The sequence below is a fragment of the Pseudoalteromonas sp. B131b genome, assembly GCF_037162545.1.
Lineage (GTDB): Bacteria > Pseudomonadota > Gammaproteobacteria > Enterobacterales > Alteromonadaceae > Pseudoalteromonas > Pseudoalteromonas fuliginea.
On the sequence record NZ_JARLUZ010000002.1, the window covers coordinates 323,516 to 340,923 of the forward strand.

General features: G+C 38.9%; 13 protein-coding genes and 1 pseudogene. 12 read left to right on the forward strand and 2 right to left on the reverse strand.

The window, feature by feature from the left end; genetic code table 11:
- The first annotated feature begins 9 nt into the window (after nt 1-9).
- From P4S65_RS19440 to P4S65_RS19480, 9 genes are all read left to right on the forward strand, one after another.
- The gene (locus tag P4S65_RS19440; protein WP_007378691.1) at nt 10-519 is read left to right on the forward strand and encodes an outer membrane lipoprotein carrier protein LolA; all 510 of its coding nucleotides are present in this window, start codon (nt 10-12) and stop codon (nt 517-519) included.
- Nucleotides 520-565: 46 nt separating this feature from the next.
- Complete coding sequence (locus P4S65_RS19445) at nt 566-2,806, forward strand: transporter (RefSeq protein WP_337120947.1); 2,241 nt, start codon at nt 566-568, stop codon at nt 2,804-2,806.
- Between the two features lies 1 nt (nt 2,807).
- Nucleotides 2,808-4,046: an NAD(P)/FAD-dependent oxidoreductase gene (locus P4S65_RS19450; protein WP_337120949.1), complete on the forward strand. Its 1,239-nt coding sequence runs from the start codon at nt 2,808-2,810 to the stop codon at nt 4,044-4,046.
- The gene (locus P4S65_RS19455) at nt 4,034-4,594 is read left to right on the forward strand and encodes a DUF3261 domain-containing protein (protein WP_337120951.1); all 561 of its coding nucleotides are present in this window, start codon (nt 4,034-4,036) and stop codon (nt 4,592-4,594) included. The genes P4S65_RS19450 and P4S65_RS19455 overlap by 13 nt, the downstream gene beginning before the upstream one ends.
- A complete protein-coding gene (locus P4S65_RS19460; RefSeq protein WP_337120952.1) occupies nt 4,591-5,760 on the forward strand; it encodes a beta-ketoacyl-ACP synthase in 1,170 nt (389 codons plus the stop codon). The genes P4S65_RS19455 and P4S65_RS19460 overlap by 4 nt, the downstream gene beginning before the upstream one ends.
- Nucleotides 5,753-6,208 (forward strand): hotdog family protein, encoded by a 456-nt coding sequence (locus P4S65_RS19465; protein WP_337121199.1) that lies wholly within the window; start codon nt 5,753-5,755, stop codon nt 6,206-6,208. The genes P4S65_RS19460 and P4S65_RS19465 overlap by 8 nt, the downstream gene beginning before the upstream one ends.
- Complete coding sequence (gene fabG, locus P4S65_RS19470) at nt 6,205-6,930, forward strand: 3-oxoacyl-ACP reductase FabG (protein ID WP_337120953.1); 726 nt, start codon at nt 6,205-6,207, stop codon at nt 6,928-6,930. Before P4S65_RS19465 ends, fabG begins: the two co-directional genes overlap by 4 nt.
- The gene (locus P4S65_RS19475) at nt 6,930-8,159 is read left to right on the forward strand and encodes a beta-ketoacyl-ACP synthase (protein WP_337120954.1); all 1,230 of its coding nucleotides are present in this window, start codon (nt 6,930-6,932) and stop codon (nt 8,157-8,159) included. Before fabG ends, P4S65_RS19475 begins: the two co-directional genes overlap by 1 nt.
- Before the next feature lie 90 nt (nt 8,160-8,249).
- Nucleotides 8,250-9,554, forward strand: a complete 1,305-nt coding sequence (locus P4S65_RS19480) for a DEAD/DEAH box helicase (RefSeq protein WP_337120956.1) — start codon at nt 8,250-8,252, stop codon at nt 9,552-9,554.
- A 31-nt stretch (nt 9,555-9,585) separates the two neighbouring features.
- On the opposite strand, the gene P4S65_RS19485 is transcribed toward P4S65_RS19480, so the two are convergent.
- Both P4S65_RS19485 and P4S65_RS19490 read right to left on the reverse strand, forming a co-directional pair.
- Complete coding sequence (locus tag P4S65_RS19485) at nt 9,586-11,085, reverse strand: amidase family protein (protein WP_096794550.1); 1,500 nt, start codon at nt 11,083-11,085, stop codon at nt 9,586-9,588.
- Between the two features lie 95 nt (nt 11,086-11,180).
- Complete coding sequence (locus tag P4S65_RS19490) at nt 11,181-12,788, reverse strand: NAD(P)/FAD-dependent oxidoreductase (RefSeq protein ID WP_002958627.1); 1,608 nt, start codon at nt 12,786-12,788, stop codon at nt 11,181-11,183.
- Between the two features lie 194 nt (nt 12,789-12,982).
- Here P4S65_RS19490 and fdxA point away from each other — a divergent pair, with 194 nt between their 5' ends.
- From fdxA to P4S65_RS19505, 3 genes and pseudogenes are all read left to right on the forward strand, one after another.
- Nucleotides 12,983-13,306 carry a ferredoxin FdxA gene (gene fdxA / locus P4S65_RS19495; RefSeq protein WP_024599924.1) on the forward strand — a complete coding sequence of 108 codons (324 nt, stop codon included), beginning with the start codon at nt 12,983-12,985 and terminating at the stop codon, nt 13,304-13,306.
- A 147-nt stretch (nt 13,307-13,453) separates the two neighbouring features.
- Nucleotides 13,454-15,696 (forward strand): annotated as a pseudogene (locus tag P4S65_RS19500) (DUF5916 domain-containing protein).
- A 335-nt stretch (nt 15,697-16,031) separates the two neighbouring features.
- Nucleotides 16,032-17,210 (forward strand): IS4 family transposase, encoded by a 1,179-nt coding sequence (locus P4S65_RS19505; RefSeq protein ID WP_050484169.1) that lies wholly within the window; start codon nt 16,032-16,034, stop codon nt 17,208-17,210.
- Nucleotides 17,211-17,408: the final 198 nt, after the last annotated feature.

Genomic DNA, 17,408 nt, shown 5'->3' on the forward strand with positions numbered 1-17,408 from the left:
GGCGATTAAATGAATTTTTTAAAATGTTTTACATTGAGCATTGCCATTAGCTTTTTGCTGTTTTGCTCTGTAGTAAATGCAGCAGCTATTAAAGGTGAGTTTAAGCAATATAAGCAATTTAATGGATTTGCTAAGCCTTTTATTTCGTCGGGTGTTTTTTCGTTAATTGACGAAAAACTAATTTGGCAAGTGAAAATGCCTGTTGAGAGTATGCTCATAATAGAAAACGGCAAAGTGCTTGCACAAAATGCCAATGGTGAGTTAATACCACAACCCGGTAGCGAGCAATTTGTAGGATTACTGAGTGACTTACTTAGCGTAAATATGAGTGCGCTGGAAACACGTTTTGACATTGTTAAAATGCAAGACGGTTGCACACAGTTAACACCAAAAGAAGCGATGCTACAGCAATTATTTAGTGATTTTATTTTATGTAATACTGCTAAGCAAGTGAGCAGTATTACACTAAATGAGCACTCAGGAAATAACACAAAAATTGAGTTTACTTATCCCAAATAAAATTATGTTTTTAAATAATGCAGTGGTTAATTAAGGGAATAGTGCAGTGACAAAACGAATTACCGTTATTGTAGGGTGGTTTAGCAGTTTAATTTTACTTTTTGCTGCAGCTTTTTGGCTGTCTAAACCAACGTTTAGCGCCGATATGTTTAGCTTGTTACCAAAATCACACTCTCAAATTGCCTATGCGGAAGATGTTTTTTTTCAACAAAATGCTAACCGTGTTATGTTCTCGTTTGCAGGAAATAATAAAAATAAAGCATTTGATGATTTCCAAAAATGGCTTGACGATAATGCAATTAAAAGCACATTTAACTTTCCGTCCGTTAACGATTTAGCGCAAACATTCTCACCTTTCAAACATGCGTTATTAAGTGATACTTACAAACAAACATTAAGCAACAAAACAACGTTTGAACATTATTACCTTGCGCAATTAAATCAGTTAGGCAACCCATTTGTAAGTGCTACCTTAAGCAAAGATACAAGTTTGAGCTTAGCGGCATTTATAGAAGATAACTTAAAACAAAGCCAATTGTTTACGCTTGAACAAGGCCGTTTAACTCGACGTTTAAAAGGCGTTGAATACCGTGTCATTTTGGCAAACTTAGCGCCTGAAAATTTAGGGGTTAATAAATCAATTGATTTAGCTGGCGCGATAATTAAACAGATCAATATACTTAATAAAACCTACCCTGATTTAAGCATTACTTACTCCGGTGTGCTATTTCATACGGCTGAAAATGCTAAACAAGCTAAATACGAGATGAGCTTGTTTGGTGGCATTAGCTTATTAGCCCTTATTGTTATGGTATTTTGGGTATTTAGGCGTTTAAACAGTATTTTATTAGCAAGCTTTACCGTACTGAGCGCACTTACTGGTGGCGCTATCGCTATGGTGTTGCTATTTAAGACTATTCATTTATTAACGCTTGTTTTTGCAGTTACCTTGATTGGTATTGCCATTGATTATGCATTTCATGGCATGACTGATTTAGCCAAAAAAGAGCATGAAAAAGGCTACAGCAAAGGGACACAATCTGCGCTTTTACTGTCTCTTATTACGACTACGCTGGGTTATTGCTGCTTACTCGGTGCGCCACTGACGTTATTGTCTCAAGTTGGGGTGTTTGTTATTGCCGGTTTGGTGAGTGCATGGCTATTTACCGTGTTAGTTTTGCCATTGTGGCAATCTACGCTCACGTTATCGCCTTCGAGTTTATTAATGAGTAAAAAACTCATCAATGTTTTTGAATATTGTAACCACCTAAAAACACCAATACTTATTACATTACTGGCCTTTATCAGTGCGTTATTTTTAATTAAACCAATTAGCTTTAATGATGATGTAAAGCTATTAAATGCAAGCTCCGATCACTTAATGCTAAACGAAAAAAAGCATTTGTTATTACTTGGACAATGGGACAGCCAAATTGTTTTTATGTTTGCAAATAGCGACGAAGCGCTTTTACAAAAACAAGAACAATTTTTAACACGCTTAACCCAACTAGACCCAAATTTTAAACATAATAGCATTAGCCATTGGTTGCCTAGTTTACAAAGACAGGGCGATAACCAGGCTGTGTTTGAACAGGCTAAAAACAAAGGGACTTTGGATATTGCAGAGCGCGTTACAGGGCAAGCACTTGCAAGTACAAAATCACCGTTAATCACTTATGAAACACTCGTCGCGAGTACATTTAAACCGTTACTGCTTTCTCAAATGGTTGTTGAGCCAAGTCAATCGATAACATGGATGTCTATTTCGGGTATTTCATCTGATCAATTAATTAATGAAGTTGAAAAAAGCAAAGGTGTTTATATTTATAACAAACCTCAACAAATTAGTGCTTTATTAAGTGACTACCGCGAATATTTGCTATTAAGCTTGGTTCTCGCGGGTCTGATCAGCTGGCTACTATTTAGCTGGCGATTTTCGATTAAGATAGCGCTTCTGCAAGTAACCATTTTATCTTTTGTGGTATTGAGTATGCTTTGGATATGTAACGCAATTCAAGGTAGCTTGTCGTTATTTAATTTGCTCGGTGCATTACTTGTTATTGCTTTAGCAATTGATTACCTCGTTTTTTATCAAATAAATAAGTTAGAGCCCAAAAATGTACTGGCGATTAGTTTATCTGCAGCGTCATCAATGTGGGTATTTGGCATGCTGAGTGCCTCTGAAACCCCTGCTATTTTTAGCTTTGGGCTGAGTGTAATGGTCGGGATCTTAGCTATTTATTTTTTATCACCGCTAAGTGTTTTAAAGCCTCAAAAGGAACAATAAATTGAATAACCTTGAGCAGTACGATGTTGTTGTTATTGGCGCGGGTCCATCAGGCGCTCTGGCTAGTAGCCTGTTAGTTCAAAAAGGTTGGCGGGTACTTGTACTCGAGCAACAGGTGTTTCCGCGTTTTTCAATTGGTGAAAGCTTATTACCGCAATGCATGGCCTACTTAGAAGAGGCAGCTTTAATTGATTCAGTACATGACAATGCAGCGTCTTTAGGTTTTCAATTTAAAGATGGTGCTGCTTTTCATCGGGCGGGGCAAAATACAACTATAAACTTCACCGAAAAATTCACTGATGGCCCAGGCACTACGTACCAAGTAAAAAGAGCCGACTTTGACAAGTTATTAGCAGACAAAGCACAAGACCAAGGCGTAGAAATTCGATATAGACACACTGTAGTCGATTATAATGACGAATTAAATGGTGCGTCGTTACTTGTGCACAACGAGCAGCAGCAAGCTTACCGCGTTAATGCTCGGTTTGTATTGGACGCAAGTGGCTTTGGGCGTGTATTACCAAAATTGTTAGATTTAGAGCTTCCCTCTCACTTTCCTGTACGCAGCGCTTACTTTAGCCACTTTAAAGACAATATTAGTGATAAAAACTTCGATCGCAATAAAATTTTGATTACCGTACATCCTCAATATTCTGATGTGTGGTATTGGCTTATTCCCTTTAGTGATGGTACTGCGAGTATTGGTGTTGTGGCGCAGTCGGAGCGTCTTAATAACGACGAATCTAGCGATGTGCTAAATCAATTTATAGAGCAAGACCCTTATTTAAAAACACTGTTGGCACAACGTCAGTTATTAACTCCTGCAAGGAATATTAAAGGTTACTCGGCAAATGTGAGTAAGTTATATGGTAAGCACTTTGCTTTATTGGGTAATGCGGGGGAGTTTTTAGACCCTGTATTTTCATCAGGTGTAACAATTGCACTCAAATCAGCAAATTTAATTGCCCCACTTGTTGATCGCTATTTAAAAGATGAGAACGTTGATTTTGACACCCACTACGCACAGCCATTACAAGCTGGAGTCGATTGTTTTAGAACATTTGTAACAGGGTGGTACGATACACGTTTTCAGGATGTAATATTTTACTCTGAACAAAATACCCAAGTACGAGAAATGATCAGTGCTATTTTAGCGGGCTATGCATGGGATACTAATAATCCATTTGTTGCGCAAAGTGAACGTCGTTTAAATGTGTTGGCTCAGTTATGTCAAAATTAATTAAGTATGCGGTGTGTATTGTATTTATATTTGCTGTATTGAGTGCATGTACGAGTTTAACAGCATCTAAAAATAGAGTGTATCTATCGCCTAATATCCAATTAAATATTAATAGCGTCCCAACACAAATGTTTGGCCAGTCTTGGCAGCATGTTTTGTATATTACGAATCAGCAAAACACACACACTGTATTTGCTCAATTAGCTATAAATGGCAAAGGTGCAATTAAGTTATTGTTAATGACAGTGCAAGGCTTTCCAATTATGGAGCTAGAAAAACCTTTAAATGGTCCAGTAAAAACAAGAAAGATGTTGGCGGTAGAAGGGATAGACCCTCATTATATTTTGGCGGATATTGCATTAGTACATTGGCCAGTAGCATTTTTACAAAAGCAGTTAGAGGGTGCTTTAATAGAGCAGGTTGACTCTAATCGGGAGGTATTTAACGATGAGGGTACATTTATCACTATTGACTATAGTGATGATTCGACAACGTTGAACAATATTTTACATCAGTATCAAATAACATTTAAAAAGGTAGAACAGTGACATATTGGCTGAATGATTTAGGCATTGTGAGTGCGATGGGCATAGGCCAAGATGCAACCACAACAAGCTTAAATAAATATAACCCTGCAACTCCTTTATTAACTTTAAATAAAAGTTTAAGTGCTGAGCAAGCCCTGCTGTATGTAGGGCAAGTTCAGTCTATTGCTTTATCAAATAATAAACGTATCAATACATTTATTGATCTAGCTTTAGAACAGATTAAGCCAACCTTAGATAAACTTTCGCATATTGATAGGTCGCGTATTGCAATTGTAATGGGTACTAGTACATCAGGTATTCATGATGGTGAAAGAGCGCGTAAAAGCTATGAAAGTACAAAGCTCTGGCCTGATGACTTTAGTTACAGTGATCAAGAGTTAGCTACACCCGCTCATTACATTGCACATAAAATAGGTGCATTAGGGCCTTGTTACAGTATTTCTACAGCGTGTACCTCAAGTGCAAAAGCGCTAATTAGTGCGCGTGCGTTGTTAAATGCTGATTTAGCTGATGTAGTAATTTGTGGTGGTGCAGATAGTTTGTGTCAATTAACAATTAATGGCTTTGATTCGCTAGCCTCTTTAAGCTCAGGTTTATGTCAGCCTTTTTCTAGCAATAGAGACGGCATTAATATTGGTGAGGGGGCAGCTTTATTTGTAATGACTAAAAATACACCAATAATAAATAACGGCATTATGCTAGTAGGCAGTGGGGAAAGTTCTGATGCTCATCATATGTCTGCACCTGATCCTAATGGAATGGGTGCTCAAGAATCAATGGAAAAAGCATTAAAAAGTGCAAAGTTATCCTCTGGTGATATTGACTATATTAATGCCCATGGTACGGCCACCTTCAAAAATGACGAAATGGAAGCACTTGCAATTAATCGCGTGTTTGGCAACAATACCCCGCTTAGCTCAAGTAAGCATTTAACAGGACATACTTTAGGTGCTGCAGGCGCCATTGAAGCCGGTATATGTTGGTTATTATTAAAAGACAGCGGCCAACATATACTGCCATATAACGCAATTAAAGAAGACGGTGATTTGGCTGATATAAAAATAATAAAACAAGCGTTTAAGCCCGCTCTTAAATACTGCTTATCTAATTCATTTGCATTTGGCGGTAATAATGCCAGCTTAATATTGGGAGTTAATGTTGACTAATTACCCTATAGAGCTAGTAGTCCCGCACGACGCGCCTATGATTTTAATCGACAGCCTTTTAGCGTATAGCGAAGATGAAGCACAATGCATTATTACTATCACTGAGCAAAGCCCTTTTTTTAGTCCTGCGATTAATGGTGTACCTAGCTATATTGGCGTTGAGTATATGGCGCAGTCTATTGCCGCTTACGCTGGCGCGTTGGCGAATGATGAAAATAAACCTGTAAAAATTGGTTTTTTAATTGGTACGCGAAAATATCAAACTTATCTACCGTGTTTTAAAAACGGCAGTAAGCTGACTATTGAAGTGAAAAAGCTATATCAAGAAGAGTCAGGTTTGAGTGTATTTGAATGCCAAATACATGATTGTGAGACTGTACTTTGCCAAGCAAAAATTAATGTATTTCAGCCTGAAAATCCGCTGGAATTTATAAGAGAAAATCAATGATAAAAAGAATTTTAGTTACAGGTTCAAGCCGTGGTATTGGTAAAGCTATTGCGTTAAAACTTGCTGAGCAAGGGTTTGATATTGCAGTGCATTGCAGATCGGGTGTTGAGCAGGCTCAAGCAACATGCTATGAGATTAATGCATTAGGTAGAGCTACCAGTTTATTACAATTTGATGTATGCGACAGAGAGCAAGCCAAAGCACAAATAATAGAAGATATAGCTAAGCATGGCGCTTATTATGGCGTGGTGTGTAATGCAGGTATTACTAACGATATGGCATTTCCTGCTATGCAAGGGGAAGACTGGGATTGTGTAATACGTACAGGCCTTGATGGGTTTTATAATGTAGTACACCCAACTGTAATGCCTATGGTACAAAGCCGTAAAGGTGGGCGAATAATTACAATGTCGTCGGTATCAGGTATTGCAGGTAACCGAGGGCAAGTAAATTATAGTGCAGCAAAAGCTGGTATTATTGGAGCTACTAAAGCACTTGCATTAGAATTGGCAAAACGCAAAATCACAGTTAATTGTGTGGCACCTGGTTTGATAGAAACGGCGATGACTGACGAATTACCTATTGATGAAATGATGAAAATGATCCCCCTCAAGCGCATGGGGAGCGTTAAAGAAATTGCAGGAACCGTCGCTTTTTTAATGTCTGATGACGCAGCATATATTACACGCCAAGTAATTTCTGTTAATGGTGGCATGGTTTGATGAAACGCGTTGTCGTAACCGGTATGTCAGTGGTCACTGCATTGGGTGATGATTGGTCTGAATTTAAACAAGCCTTAATTAAAGGCGAAAATGCGGTTGTTACTATGCCAGAGTGGGATATAGCTAACGAACTCAATACCCGTTTAGCCGCGCCAGTTAAACACTTTGAGCGACCAAGTCATTACAAACGAAAACAAATCCGTTCAATGGGGCGAGTATCACTTATGTCAACTCGTGCTACTGAATGCGCACTTGAACAAGCCAAACTACTAGAGCACGACAGTCTAACAGATGGCTCTACGGGCATAGCGTATGGCTCATCTACGGGCTCTACTGAGCCACTACTCGCCTTTGCAAATATGATGGAAACGGGGTCGATGTCAGGTGTAACAGCCACGAGTTACATTAAAATGATGGCACATACTGCCCCTGTAAATGTTGGTGTGTTTTTTGGTTTAAAAGGGCGTGTTATAACAACAAGCTCTGCTTGTACATCGGGATCTCAAGGAATAGGCTTCGCCTATGAAGCGATTAAGTTTGGCCGACAAAAAATAATGGTGGCTGGTGGAGCGGAGGAATTATGCATCACAGAGGCTGCAGTATTTGATACGCTTTATGCAACATCTACAAAAAATGACACACCAAAGCAAACACCTCGTCCCTTTGATGTAAATCGTGATGGCTTAGTGATAGGCGAAGGCGCGGGTACACTTATTTTAGAAGAATACGAACATGCAAAAGCGCGCGGAGCAACAATATTAGCTGAGGTGGTTGGTTTTGGTTGTAATTCTGATGGACAGCACGTTACTCAACCAACATCAAAAACAATGCAACTAGCGATAGAAATGGCACTACAAGATGCCAATTTAGAACCAGAAAAAATTGGTTACGTTAATGCTCATGGTACATCAACAGATAAAGGTGATATTGCCGAGTCTCACGCAACGTTTAAAGCATTGGGTAGTAAACCTATTAGCTCGTTAAAAAGTTATTTGGGGCATACATTAGGTGCTTGTGGGGCAATAGAGGCATGGGCAAGCATTAATATGATGGCTGATAATTGGTTTGCACCAACAATTAATCTAGATAACGTTGATGACGAATGTGCTCAGCTTGATTACATAAGGCATCAAGGACGTGAGATTAATACCGATTATGTGATGAGTAATAACTTTGCGTTTGGTGGTATTAACACCTCTTTAATATTTAAACGTTATAAAGCAGATTAAACGCGTTAAAATAGAACTAATGACTAACTGTTGACTCGTTTTTGCTGTATAATTTGCGACCCTTGATAATGTGGCCGTAGGTTATACAGCATGAATTTTAAATCTTTTAGTTTCGCTCCTGAAATCATCCAGGCGTTGGACGAACTTAACTATCACACTCTTACGCCCATTCAGCGCGCAGCTATTCCTGCTGTTCGTAAAGGTAAAGACGTTTTAGCCAGTGCACAAACTGGTACCGGCAAAACTGCCGCGTTTGCTTTACCTATCATCCAAAAATTGGTTGAGTCTGAACTCAGCACAACGAATGCACCTCATGCATTAGTACTTGCGCCAACGCGTGAACTTGCAGAACAAATTGCAAATAACTTCAGAGATTTTGCAAAGCATACTTCGCTTAAAGTCGTTAGTTTATTTGGTGGTGTTAGTACCGCCGGCCAAGCAAACGCTTTAAAAGAAGGTGTGGATATTGTTGTTGCTACACCAGGTCGTTTATTTGATCATATTCGTTTAGGTAACTTAAGCCTTGCAAGTGTTAAGCACCTTGTTCTTGATGAAGCTGACCGTATGCTTGATATGGGCTTTATTGAAGATATGCAAAACGTTATTAAAAGCTGTGCAGAAGAGCGCCAGATTTTACTTTTCTCAGCTACATTCCCTGCAGCAATTAAACAGTTTGCATCTAAGGTATTAAAACAAGCTGAAATAGTACGTGTTGATCAAACTAACAGTACAGCAAGCACTGTTGAGCATGTTGTTTACCCTGTTGAAGAACGTCGTAAGCAAGAGCTACTTTCTGAATTGATTGGTAAGAAAAACTGGCAACAAGTGCTTGTATTTGTAAACATGAAAGAAACGGCTGACGAGCTTGTAAAAGAGCTTAACCTTGATGGTATTCCGGCGGGCGTTTGCCACGGTGACAAATCTCAAGGTAACCGTCGTCGTGCACTTCGTGAATTTAAAGAAGGTAAAGTGCGCGTATTAGTGGCTACAGAAGTGGCTGCTCGCGGTATTGATATTGATGGTTTACCTCGTGTAATTAATATTGATTTACCATGGCTTGCAGAAGATTACGTTCACCGTATTGGCCGTACAGGTCGTGCTGGTCGCCAAGGTCAAGCAATTTCATTTGTTAGCCGCGAAGAAGAAAACACTTTGTTTGAAATTGAAACGTTAATCGGTCAAAAAATCAAACGTGTATATTTAGAAGGTTACGAAGTAAGTAACCGTGAAATACTCATTGATAAAATTGGTAAAAAACCAGCGCATTTACGCCGTACACGTTCTAACAAGTTATCAGGACAAGCAACCGGTGAAGCGCGAGCAGTAAATCGCTCACGTATTTCAAGCGTTCGTAAAAGCTTAAAAGGCGAAAAACTGTCACTTAAAAAGTCATAGTTAACGCCGTTTAGTTTAAAAAAACCTGAGTTTACTCAGGTTTTTTTGTGCCTAGTGATAACACCTCATCAATAATATTTGCGTATACATAAGCCGCTTGCTCGTCCTCTTTATTTGCTATTATGGACAAACCAACCGGTAAACCACTTACTTTTCCGACAGGTAGGGTTATGTGCGTTGTTCCTGCAATAGCAGATAACGAACTACTACTGCCATTAAAATTATCACCATTAACTAAGTCTGTTTTCCAGGCGGGTGATACTGTAGGCGCTATAACAATATCAAGCTTGTTGTTTTTATATACATTAACAATGGCTGTCGTTGCTAAAGTGCGATAGCGTTCTTTAGTCTCTTGGTATTTTTGTTTGTTTGTTAAATCAATAGCCTGCGATTGAACTAGGATATCTTGCTCAAAGTGGGGCATTTCTGTATTTTTATTTTGAATATTAAAATTAATAAGTGCTTTTAGGCTTTTAACAGCTACTTGTGCGGGAGTGCTTGCGAGGTAGTGATTAATTTCGGCTTTAAAGTCGTAAAGTAAAATATAGTATTCATCAACAAATAGCGTATCTAAGTTATCAGTAATAACTACATTAATAACAGTGTGCCCAGCCTGTTTTAATGCTTGTAACTGCTTGGCATAAAGGCGCTGCGTTTCAATTGTAAATTTATCGCTAGGTAGCGCACCGATAATAAGTGACGATTTTGATTTTAGATTACCTGCTTTTAATTCAAACCCTGTAGTTGTTGCATCAAGGGGGTCCTCACCTTGCAAAACCGACAAAACCAGCAGTGCATCTTTAAGTGAATGCGCCATCGGCCCTACTGAATCTTGACTGCTAGAAAGAGGCACTACACCTGAGCGTGATACTTGGCCCATACTCGGTTTTATTGCATAAACTCCATTTACTGAGGCAGGGCACGTAATTGAACCGTCTGTTTCAGTCCCTAATGCTATAGGCGCAAAGTTAAGTGCGATTGCCACAGCAGAGCCTGCACTAGAACCACATGGATTACGTGTTACATCGTGCGCATTATGTGTTTGCCCACCTACGGCACTCCAGCCTGACGATGAATAGGATGAACGAAAATTTGCCCATTCACTTAAATTAGCTTTGCCTAAAATTATAGCGCCCGCATTACGTAGTTGTTTAACAACAAAAGCATCATTATTAGTAACGTTATTTTTAAGTGCTAAAGAGCCAGCCGTTGTGGGAAGTGTGCCTTTCGTTTCTATATTATCTTTAAGAAGTACAGGTATTCCGTGTAATGGACCTGCCCAAGAGCCTTTGGCGGCAAGTTCATCTAACGTTTTAGCTTGAGCAATAGCTGTAGGTTCAATACTAATAACTGCATTGTATTGTGGGTTAAGTTTATTAATTCGCTCTATATAACTTTGGGTGAGTTGCTGTGCATTAATAGAATTATTTTTATATGCAGTGTGGATTTCATCGATGGTTTTTAGCTCTTGTGCTTTAGCGTTAAAAATTGCTAATACAATAAGCAACGAAAAGGTAAATGTTTTGATCATTGTTGAGGTGCTTGAGGTGTTATTATTTTCTATACATTTAGCACAAAAAAACCTCACAAAGTGAGGCTTTTCGATAAACAGCTTAAAAAAGAGGTTTAAGCGTTTTCTAACATAGACAGTGCGACTGCTTCAGCTGCTTTAATACCATCAATACCCGCTGATAAAATACCGCCAGCGTAACCTGCGCCTTCACCTGCAGGGTAAAGCCCTTTGGTGTTAATACTTTGGAATGTTTTATCACGCTTAATACTAATAGGCGACGAAGTACGTGTTTCCACACCGGTTAATAAACCGTCGTTAGTTGAAAAACCACGAATTTGTTTATTAAACGCTGGTATCGCTTCGCGAAGGGCATCAATTGCAAATTGTGGTAACACTTTACTCAAGTCAGTTAACTTAATACCAGGTGTGTAAGAGGGTTGTACTTCTCCTAAATCTGCAGATGATTTACCTTTTAAGAAATCTCCAATTAACTGCGCTGGTGCATCGTAGTTGCTACCACCAAGCTCATACGCTTGCTCTTCAAGTTTGCGTTGTAAGTCTATTCCAGCAAGTGGATTACCAGGGAAATCTTGCTCTGGTGATATACCTACCACAATAGCGCTGTTAGCGTTGCGCTCACTTCGTGAATATTGACTCATACCATTGGTAACAACACGGCCTTCTTCAGAGGTTGCCGCGACTACTGTGCCACCTGGGCACATACAAAAGCTGTAAACCGTGCGGCCATTGTCGCAATGATGCACAAGTTTATAATCGGCAGAGCCTAAAATTGGGTTTCCTGCATTTGTGCCAAAACGACATTCATCGATCATTGATTGTTTATGTTCGATTCTAAAACCGACTGAGAATGGCTTTGCTTCAACATAAATCCCTTTTTTGTGGATCATATCAAACGTGTCACGTGCGCTGTGGCCAACGGCTAATACAACATGGCGAGTGTTTAGCTGCTCGCCATTTGAAAGCGTTAAACCTGTTACTTGCCCGTCGTCTAAATGAATATCGTCAACACGTGTGCTAAAGCGAATTTCGCCGCCAAGCTCTATTATACGAGCGCGCATTTTTTCAATCATGGTGACAAGTTTAAACGTACCAATGTGTGGCTTACTTACGTATAAAATTTCATCGGGTGCGCCTGCTTCTACAAATTCAGTAATGACTTTTCGGCCATAATGCTTTGGATCTTTTACTTGGCTGTATAACTTACCGTCTGAGAATGTACCTGCGCCACCTTCACCAAATTGTACATTTGATTCTGTATTAAGTGTGCGTTTACGCCAAAAGCCAAACGTGTCTTTTGTACGTTCACGTACTTCTTTACCGCGCTCTAATATAATGGGTTTAAAGCCCATTTGAGCAAGTAATAAGCCCGCAAATAAACCACAAGGACCAAAACCAATCACGACAGGGCGCTCTTTGATATTATTGTTAGCTTGGGCTACAAATTTATAACTTGTGTCTGGTGCTACTTTTACATGCTGGTCTTTTTCAAATGCTGCGAGTAGCTCGGCTTCGTTATCAACTTCTATATCGAGTGTATAAATAAGTAAAATAGCTGATTTTTTACGTGCATCATAACCACGTTTAAACACATTAAAACTGTGCAATTGTTCAGGTTGGATTTTTAGTTTATTTACAATTGCTTGACCAATTGCGTCTTCGTCATGATCAAGTGGCAGCTTTATTTCGGTTAAACGTATCATTTATATCTCTTTTAGGTGTCATAGCGGGGTATTATTACCGCTCACAATAAGGGGATGCAGGGCACAACGAGTGTGCAAACATTAGGCGCGCATTTTACGTTAAAATAGCCTGATATGGCACTTATTTATTGTATTTTTGGGGTGGATGGGTATGATCCACAACTGTTGTTCAAAATCTTAGGTATTAAAATAGTATGGCGTTTGTTGTCACCGAAAATTGTATAAAATGTAAGTACACCGATTGCGTATCAGTGTGCCCAGCAGATGCATTTTTTGAAGGCCCTAATTTTTTAGCAATTAGCCCGATTGATTGTATTGATTGTGGCTTATGTGTCCCTGAGTGTTCAGCTGATGCGATATACCAAGAAGATGAGCTACCAGAGTCTCAAAAAGAGTTTACTGAATTAAATGCTGAACTTGCACTGGTCTGGCCGCGCATTACAGAGGTTAAACCTGCACCAGAGGACGCTGATGTATGGAATGGTATAGACAACAAACTTAAGTTACTCGAAACTTAATTATCATTTTAAAATTAGTCCTTTATTATTAATTCGTTAATATTTAGCGTAATAATCTTTGCAAGGTATTAACAAATGTACTCGCTTAAATTACAATTCATCCTATAAATTACTCACAACGAGTAAAGCAAATTTAAATGGATGTTTATGCAACTCTTTATAACCATAATAAAAAAATTATTTTTATACTTTCAAGTTTTTCTTTATTACTATCCAGCCTAGATGTAGCCGCTGAAAGACAGCAAGTATCCTTATCCCGCATTGCTTCAAATATCACCGTTGATGGTGTTATGGATGAAGCGCATTGGAAAGATGCGACACGTGTTTCCTTACTCTACCAAGACGAGCCTAATGAAAAAGGCACTCCTCCTGTAAAAACTGATGCCTTTATCTATGAAGATGGCACAAACTTATATGTTGCCTATGTTGCACAAGACCCAGACCCTACGCAAATTCGTGCATCACTTCGTGATCGTGATACGCTCTGGGAAGACGACGTAGTTATTCTAGTTATTGATACATTTAATGATGAACGCAGTGGCTATGAATTCCATGTGAACCCGCTGGGCGCGCAAGGCGATATACGAATGACCGATACCGATGGTTGGAGCTCTGATACTTCATGGAATGCTATTTGGGATAGCGCAGGGCAAATTAACGAGAAAGGTTATGTTGTTGAAATGCGTATTCCTTTTAAAGCACTGCGTTTTCCTGAAAATAAAAATGAGCTAACGTGGGGTTTTTCTGTAATGAGAAACTATCAACGAGATGTATTATATCAGCTATCAAACATGGGCTTTGACAGAAATGTGAAATGCAGTCTTTGTCAGTTTGATAAGTTAGTTGGCTTTAGTGACATTGAATCAAGTAAAAATATTCAATTAACACCCACGTTGACGGCACTTCGTAACGATAACAAACCTGAATTACCGGGTGATTGGAATAATGGCGATATAGACACTGAGGTGGGTTTAGATTTACGCTGGGGTTTAACAAAAGACGCTGTTTTAAACGCAACAATTAACCCTGATTTTTCGCAAGTAGAAACAGACTCTTTAGAACTTGATGTAAACACAACCTTCTCTATTTATTACGCTGAAAAGCGTCCTTTCTTTTTAGATGGTGCTTCTTACTTTAAAAGCAGCTTATTTGAACTTTTATACACGCGTACAATTGCAGAGCCTAATTTAGGCGCAAAATTAACGGGTAAAACGGGTAATCATAGTTATGCTTTGCTGCTCGCTGACGACGACAACAGTAATATTTTACTGCCAACGAATCAGGGCTCTGGCTTTGCAAGCTTAAACGAAAAAACGAATGCGGTGGCTGGGCGTTATCGATATGATATTGGTCAGCAAGGTACTATTGGACTTTCAAGCACACATAGAGAAAGTGATAGCTACCATAATACAGTATTGTCAGTTGATGGTAGTTATTGGTTTAATCAATCGGATACTCTTTTGTATCAAGTATCGACGGCTGATACTCGCAACTCGGCGTTTTTAATTGAAAACTATAACTTATCTGAAACTCAGTCAGATGAAGCATATGCCCTGGAACTTACCCGTGATAAACGTGATTACAAATTGTTCGCCTCTTATGAAAATATTGGGCAGGATTACCGCACTGATTTAGGTTATCAAGCTAAAGTCGATTATGAAAAAGTAGGCTTAGGTGGCGGACAAACATGGTACAGAGATGAGTCAGATTTACTTACTTCATGGTCATATGAAGCTGACTGGGATAAAACGTGGGCGCAAAACGGCGACTTACTTGAAGAAGAATACGAAGGTTTTTTAAGCTTCAAAGGTCAAAAACAATCCATTTTTGAAATTGGTTTAGTGCACCGTTATGAAAATTATAACGATAATTTTTATAATCAAAATATTGGATATATTTACACTGGGTTCAAACCTACTAAAGATTTAAAGCTTTCGTTATATCTTGAATACGCTAGCCGAATTGATTATGCGAATGAGCAGGTTGGCGATGTGTTTGATACCCAAACTCAAGTAATATGGGATATTAACGACCACTGGCAGCTTGATGTGAAACATAATTACAGCCAATTAGACAACCCACAAGGGGATCGTGTATTTACAGCGAACTTGGTTGATTTTAGGCTTCATTATAAATTCAGTATGCGTTCAATACTTAAGTTAATTTTACAATTTGAAGATATAGATCGTAACGAAAAAGCTTACTTTTATCAGGTTAGTCAAACTAATAAGGATTATGGTAGCCAGCTTGTTTACTCATATAAAATTAACGCACAAACATTATTTTATTTAGGGTATTCAGATAGAGGGTACCAAGACGATTCACTTAAAAATATTGAACGAGATCAGCGTACGTTTTTTACAAAAGTTAGCTATGCATGGCAACTTTAAAGTAGCTAAAACGAGGTGATTAATGCTTATTAGTCACCTCGAAAGACTGTTACAATTTTATTTAAGTACAATAATCATATGTATAGTTTCGAGTTTAATAGTAAATTTCTTTTACTAGGGCCTGTTGACCTTCCAGGATTAAAATTTGTTCAATCTAGGGGCGATTTAATCGCGGCGTGAGGTTTGTAACCTAGCGGGCTAAGTCAAAACCAAGCAACAAAGAGTAAATTGCCCCTAGGCAGAACCCTTCGGGCTGACGAATCCCCAAAACGTGACAGGCACAGCAATTTATGATCTTATGTAAATCACCACAACCCACATAAGTCACAACTGCTATGCCTGACACATCAGTTTGCCATAAGTACTTTAAACATGCATTAGCGCCATTCAATAATGCCAGAGTAAAAACATTACTAAGCTGCAGTAATGCATTAATTTCGGGTAATAAACTTACCTTAACTGAAATCGGCAGAAATTTGTCTGGCGCTGTGGATGTAAAACATAAAATAAAACGCGTTGATCGCTTCTTAAAAAATACTCACCTCTACAATGAAAGGGTCGCTATCTATAAAGCATTAGCTCATCCTATTATCGACTCTTTACCAATGCTTGCAATTGCCGTTGACTGGAGCGGTGCCTGTGGTCACGACTATCACTTACTGCGAGCAAGCTTACTTGTGGATGGGCGCTCTATCGTGATTTATAACATGATTGTTGAGCAGAAGAATTTTGATAGCCCAGCAACCAACAGCCTGTTTTTAGATGAACTTTATGAAGTGCTTGGACGACATCCTAGTGTCTATATTGTAACAGACGGCGGCTTTCTTACGCCTTGGTATAGTAAAGTACGCGAACTTGGTTGGCATATGATAGGTCGATTAAGAGGCTCAATGAAGTGTAAACTAGCCATGCAATCACAATGGCATACATTAAAACAACTTAGGGCTGGTGCCAGCGATATACCAAAGGCGTTAGGTCAAGCAAGACTAACTCAGTCCAGCCCGACAGCATGCGATGCATTTTTACACGTATATCATGGAAAAAATAAAGGAAGAAAAGGAAAAAGCAGATTTACGAAAGATACAAAAATGTATCAAAACTTAGCGAAAGAGCCATGGTTACTCGCGACATCAGACAATACAATGACGAGTAAGCGAGTAGTTGGTTTATATAGTAAAAGAATGCAAATAGAGCAAAATTTCCGCGATGACAAAAGTTTGAGATATGGTTTTTCGTGGCGTTTTAGTAAAAGCACCGGCATAAATAGAATAGGAATATTATGCTTGATAGCCACAATAGCGAGCACTGCGTTATGGTTTATAGGGTGTGAAGCAGAAAAAAGAAAGTGGCATATAAAATTTCAAGCAAATAGTGTTAAGAATCGCCGAGTTCTTTCATTTTTAACCTTAGCCAAGCAAGTCATAAAGCTATGTAAGAGACGTATTACACAAAGCTATATAGAAAAAAGTTTAAAAAACTTTATTTCTAATTATCAAAAAGAGGCCGCTGGATAAAGTGGGGATCCCTCAGCCCTTCGGGCAGCGCATGTTTGGCATTTATTCCACGTTATCGCCTATTTATGGGAAATAACCACACTACATAGACTCTGCCTTGCCTAAATACCAAACAGACTGCTGCAAATTTAACCTCGAAAGATAAACAGCCCCTAGCAGATTTAAATTTTCAGTAAAGGTAGTGTTTGCTGAACTACT

Excerpts from the sequence above, each read along its gene's own strand:
- P4S65_RS19455 (WP_337120951.1), top strand. The coding sequence starts at position 4,034 with ATGTCAAAATTAATTAAGTATGCGGTGTGTATTGTATTTATATTTGCT.
- P4S65_RS19440 (WP_007378691.1), top strand. The coding sequence starts at position 10 with ATGAATTTTTTAAAATGTTTTACATTGAGCATTGCCATTAGCTTTTTG.
- P4S65_RS19485 (WP_096794550.1), bottom strand. The coding sequence starts at position 11,085 with ATGATCAAAACATTTACCTTTTCGTTGCTTATTGTATTAGCAATTTTT.
- P4S65_RS19475 (WP_337120954.1), top strand. The coding sequence starts at position 6,930 with ATGAAACGCGTTGTCGTAACCGGTATGTCAGTGGTCACTGCATTGGGT.
- P4S65_RS19480 (WP_337120956.1), top strand. The coding sequence starts at position 8,250 with ATGAATTTTAAATCTTTTAGTTTCGCTCCTGAAATCATCCAGGCGTTG.
- P4S65_RS19490 (WP_002958627.1), bottom strand. The coding sequence starts at position 12,788 with ATGATACGTTTAACCGAAATAAAGCTGCCACTTGATCATGACGAAGAC.
- fabG (WP_337120953.1), top strand. The coding sequence starts at position 6,205 with ATGATAAAAAGAATTTTAGTTACAGGTTCAAGCCGTGGTATTGGTAAA.
- P4S65_RS19505 (WP_050484169.1), top strand. The coding sequence starts at position 16,032 with ATGCCTGACACATCAGTTTGCCATAAGTACTTTAAACATGCATTAGCG.
- fdxA (WP_024599924.1), top strand. The coding sequence starts at position 12,983 with ATGGCGTTTGTTGTCACCGAAAATTGTATAAAATGTAAGTACACCGAT.